The sequence below is a fragment of the Halomonas citrativorans genome, assembly GCF_014898005.1.
Lineage (GTDB): Bacteria > Pseudomonadota > Gammaproteobacteria > Pseudomonadales > Halomonadaceae > Vreelandella > Vreelandella citrativorans.
Map to the genome: position 1 here is coordinate 1 of NZ_JABUYX010000061.1, position 1,349 is coordinate 1,349.

Consider the following 1,349-nt stretch of genomic DNA (forward strand, 5'->3'; position numbering starts at 1 on the left):
GGCTCTTCGACGTTGGGTGTGGAATTTGTCTCCTGAGCTGGGCCAGAATAGGGGCTCCACAACAGCGGTAGGTATGGCATGGACGGCACCCAGATTCTAACTCTCGGCCTGGGCCTGGAAGCGCCCTGGGTCCTCAAGGACCAGCACCTGGATACCTCCGTGTCGCCCCACCGTCTGGATCTCTATGTCGAGGCGGAGCGAGGCAGTCTGTATCCCTGTCCGGAGTGCGGTAAGGCCTGCCAAGCTCACGACTTTGCCGACAAAACCTGGCGGCATCTGAACTTCTTCCAGCACCACTGCTACCTGCATGCTCGCGTGCCTCGCACGAAGTGTCCTGAGCATGGTGTCAAACGTATTGAGGTGCCCTGGGCACGGTCGGGCAGCGACTTCACCCTGCTGTTCGAGCAAGCGGCCATGTCGCTGGTCAAGGAGATGCCGGTGCTGGCCGTCTCACGGCAGTTGGAGATTCCCGACAAGCGACTATGGCGCATTGTGCATTACTATGTGGGCCGCATGTTGAGGGAGCTGGATTTGTCCAATGTGGCGACTGTCGGTGTGGACGAAACCGCGTCCCGGCGCGGTCATCGCTACGTCACGGTGTTCCTCGACATGCAGCGCAAGCAGGAACCAGTGGTCTTCGCCGTCCCAGGCTGCGGCAAGGACGCCATCAAGGCTTTCAGCGCCTTCCTGGCGACCCATGGCGGCGATACGACCAATGTGGTCGAGGTCGTCTGCGACATGTCGCCAGCCTTCCTCAGCGGGGTGACCGAGTACCTTCCCAAGGCCGAGGTCACGGTCGACTGGTTCCATATCGTGCAGACCTTCACCAAGCGACTGGAGGAGGTACGCAAGAAAGAGCGCCGCGAGCAGGAACACCCCAAGTCGCTGCGCTGGGCACTACTGAAGAACCTGGAAAACGAGAACCTGACACCCAAACAGCTGGCGGCGCTCCAGGAGTTGGTAGCCGATCAGAGCGCCACTGCCGATGCCTGGATAATCAAGGAAAAGCTACGCTGGATCCAGAAGGCCCCGACGCCCAGAGCGGCTCGATGGCGCATCACAAATTACCTGAAGGTCATGCAGGCGGCGGTGTCTAAAAAACCGCTACTGAAGGCGATGGGGAAGGCCCTGGCAACGCTTGAGCGGCACGCCGACGCGGTGGTCAGACGTTGGCACTCGGGCCTGACGAATGCAAGGCTGGAAGGGATGAACGGCTTGTTTCAGGCGGCTCGGTCACGCGCACGTGGCTATCGGAACGAGGCTAACTTCATCGCCATGATCTACCTGATTGGCAGCCCGGTGGGCCGCGTGTTCGATCAGGCCAAATCCACATGAAGTGACGAAGAACC

Annotated in this window: 1 protein-coding gene; it reads left to right on the forward strand. The window is 60.5% G+C overall.

Annotation, left to right across the window (positions count from 1 at the left end; genetic code table 11):
- Window positions 1-78 precede the first annotated feature (78 nt).
- Window positions 79-1,335, forward strand: a complete 1,257-nt coding sequence (locus INT20_RS17895) for an ISL3 family transposase (RefSeq protein ID WP_172119103.1) — start codon at window positions 79-81, stop codon at window positions 1,333-1,335.
- Window positions 1,336-1,349: the final 14 nt, after the last annotated feature.